At 70.7% G+C, this 2,569-nt stretch carries 3 protein-coding genes; 2 read left to right on the top strand and 1 reads right to left on the bottom strand.

Going from position 1 to position 2,569, the window contains the following annotated elements; translation table 11 throughout:
* Positions 1–241: response regulator transcription factor (locus ACWF94_RS38400; protein ID WP_453499587.1), on the top strand; the 241-nt coding region annotated here is incomplete at its 5' end.
* Positions 242–295: 54 nt separating this feature from the next.
* Here ACWF94_RS38400 and ACWF94_RS38405 read toward each other — a convergent pair.
* The gene (locus tag ACWF94_RS38405) at positions 296–856 is read right to left on the bottom strand and encodes a YqgE/AlgH family protein (protein WP_453499589.1); all 561 of its coding nucleotides are present in this window, start codon (positions 854–856) and stop codon (positions 296–298) included.
* A 282-nt stretch (positions 857–1,138) separates the two neighbouring features.
* Here ACWF94_RS38405 and murA point away from each other — a divergent pair, with 282 nt between their 5' ends.
* On the top strand, positions 1,139–2,476 hold the full coding sequence (gene murA, locus ACWF94_RS38410) for a UDP-N-acetylglucosamine 1-carboxyvinyltransferase (RefSeq protein WP_453499591.1): 1,338 nt from the start codon (positions 1,139–1,141) through the stop codon (positions 2,474–2,476).
* Positions 2,477–2,569 lie beyond the last annotated feature (93 nt).

Consider the following 2,569-nt stretch of genomic DNA (forward strand, 5'->3'; position numbering starts at 1 on the left):
GGAGCGGGAGGTGCTGGAGCTGGTGGCCCGGGGGCTGAACAACACGGAGATCGCCCACCGGCTCCATGTCGGTGTCTCCACGGTGAAGACGCATGTCAGTCATCTGCTGGGCAAGTTCGCCGCCCGGGACCGGGCCCAGCTGGTCGTCGTCGCCTATGAGACGGGGCTGGTCGTGGCCGGATCAGGGCCCGGGATTCCGGTTCCTGGGACCTGCCCGGGCACCGCCCCGGGATTCAGTTGAGCGATGCGTCGTCGGCCCGGGATTCAGTTGAGCGAGGGGTCATCGGCCCGGGAATCAGTTGAGCGATGCGTCATCGGGATAGGTGGCGAACATGGCCAGTTCACTGCGCTGGCGGCGCAGCACCGCCCGCCACAGGGCCTCGGGCCGGGGCGAGGACACATCGCCCGGCTCGGACTCCACGACGTACCACGCCCCGTCGTCCAGCTCGCTCTCCAGCTGCCCCGGGCCCCAGCCCGCGTATCCGGCGAAGATACGCAGCGAGCCGAGGGCCGAGCCGAGCAGCTCGGGCGGGGCCTCCAGGTCGATCAGGCCGATCGCCCCGTACACCCGGCGCCAGCCGAGCGGGCCCTCGTCGCCGGGGATCACGGCGACGCCGAGCGCCGAGTCCAGGGAGACCGGACCGCCCTGGAACACCACACCGGGCTCGCCGGTGAGGGAGGCCCAGGGTTCCAGGATGTCGCCGACGCCGACGGGGGTGGGCCGGTTGAGGACCACACCGAGGGTGCCCTCGTCGTCGTGGTCGAGCAGCAGGACCACCGCCCGGTCGAAATTGGGGTCGGCCAGGGCGGGGGTGGCGACGAGCAGCCGCCCTGTGAGCGAGGACACCTCGGTCATGCGTGACATGATCCCGCATCTTCGCCCTCCGCGGGGGCGGAGCGGGCACAGTGTGCCCCGGCCGGGCCGGGGTAGGCGTACGGTCCCGGCCACCGACGGCGGCCGGACGGGACCACACGCCACGCGAAACGGGGGACCGGACATGCTGTACGGGACGTCATTACGCCGTGGGGCGTACTCGCCCTGACGGGCCGGGGGCGCTGTCCCCTTACCCTTTTCTCTGACCCTCTGCCCGCCATCCCCTCGCTCCGCCGGGGGGACCCCCTCCGGAACGCGAGATTCATGACCGGCACAGACGATGTACTGCTTGTCCACGGCGGAACCCCGCTGGAGGGTGAGATCCGCGTCCGCGGCGCCAAGAACCTGGTGCCCAAGGCGATGGTCGCCGCTCTGCTCGGCAGTGAGCCGTCCAGACTGCGCAATGTGCCCGACATCCGCGATGTGCGGGTGGTGCGCGGACTGCTCCAGCTGCACGGGGTGACCGTACGTCCCGGGGACGAGCCGGGGGAACTGGTGCTCGACCCCACCCATGTCGAAAGCGCCAATGTCGCGGACATCGACGCCCACGCGGGCTCCTCGCGCATCCCGATCCTGTTCTGCGGCCCGCTGCTGCACCGGCTCGGGCACGCCTTCATCCCCGGGCTCGGGGGGTGTGACATCGGCGGCCGGCCGATCGACTTCCACTTCGATGTGCTGCGGCAGTTCGGCGCGAAGATCGAGAAGCGGGACGACGGGCAGTATCTGGAGGCCCCGCAGCGGCTGCGCGGCACCAAGATCCGGCTGCCGTACCCCTCGGTCGGCTCCACGGAGCAGGTGCTGCTGACCGCGGTGCTCGCCGAGGGCGTCACCGAGCTGTCGAACGCCGCGGTGGAGCCGGAGATCGAGGATCTGATCTGCGTCCTGCAGAAAATGGGCGCGATCATCTCCATGGACACCGACCGGACGATCCGGATCACCGGCGTCGACCGGCTCGGCGGTTACGCGCACCGCGCGCTCCCGGACCGGCTGGAGGCGGCTTCCTGGGCGTCCGCCGCGCTGGCGACGGAGGGCAACATCTATGTGCGGGGCGCCCAGCAGCGCTCCATGATGACCTTCCTGAACACCTTCCGGCGGGTCGGCGGCGCGTTCGAGATCGACGACGAGGGCATCCGGTTCTGGCACCCGGGGGGCTCGCTGAACGCGATCGCCCTGGAGACCGACGTACACCCCGGTTTCCAGACCGACTGGCAGCAGCCGCTGGTGGTGGCGCTGACGCAGGCGGCGGGCCTGTCCATCGTCCATGAGACGGTCTACGAGTCCCGGCTCGGCTTCACCTCCGCCCTCAATCAGATGGGCGCCCATATCCAGCTCTACCGCGAATGCCTGGGCGGCTCCGACTGTCGCTTCGGCCAGCGCAACTTCCTCCACTCGGCGGTGGTGTCGGGCCCGACGAAGCTCCAGGGCGCGGATCTGGTGATCCCCGACCTGCGGGGCGGCTTCTCCTATCTGATCGCGGCACTGGCGGCGCAGGGGACGTCCCGGGTGCACGGGATCGACCTGATCAACCGGGGATACGAGAACTTCATGCACAAGCTCGTCGAGCTGGGCGCCAAGGTCGAACTCCCGGGCCGCGGCCTCTAGGCACCCTGGGGAGATCGCGGCGACCTCCGGAGGACGTGCGGGCCCACCGGGCCCCGACCTCCGGAGGACGTGCGGGCCCACCGGGCCCCGACC

Source organism: Streptomyces sp. NPDC055078, from assembly GCF_053607985.1.

Coding starts and splice junctions, on each gene's coding strand:
- ACWF94_RS38405 (WP_453499589.1), bottom strand. CDS start 856: ATGACCGAGGTGTCCTCGCTCACAGGGCGGCTGCTCGTCGCCACCCCC.
- murA (WP_453499591.1), top strand. CDS start 1,139: ATGACCGGCACAGACGATGTACTGCTTGTCCACGGCGGAACCCCGCTG.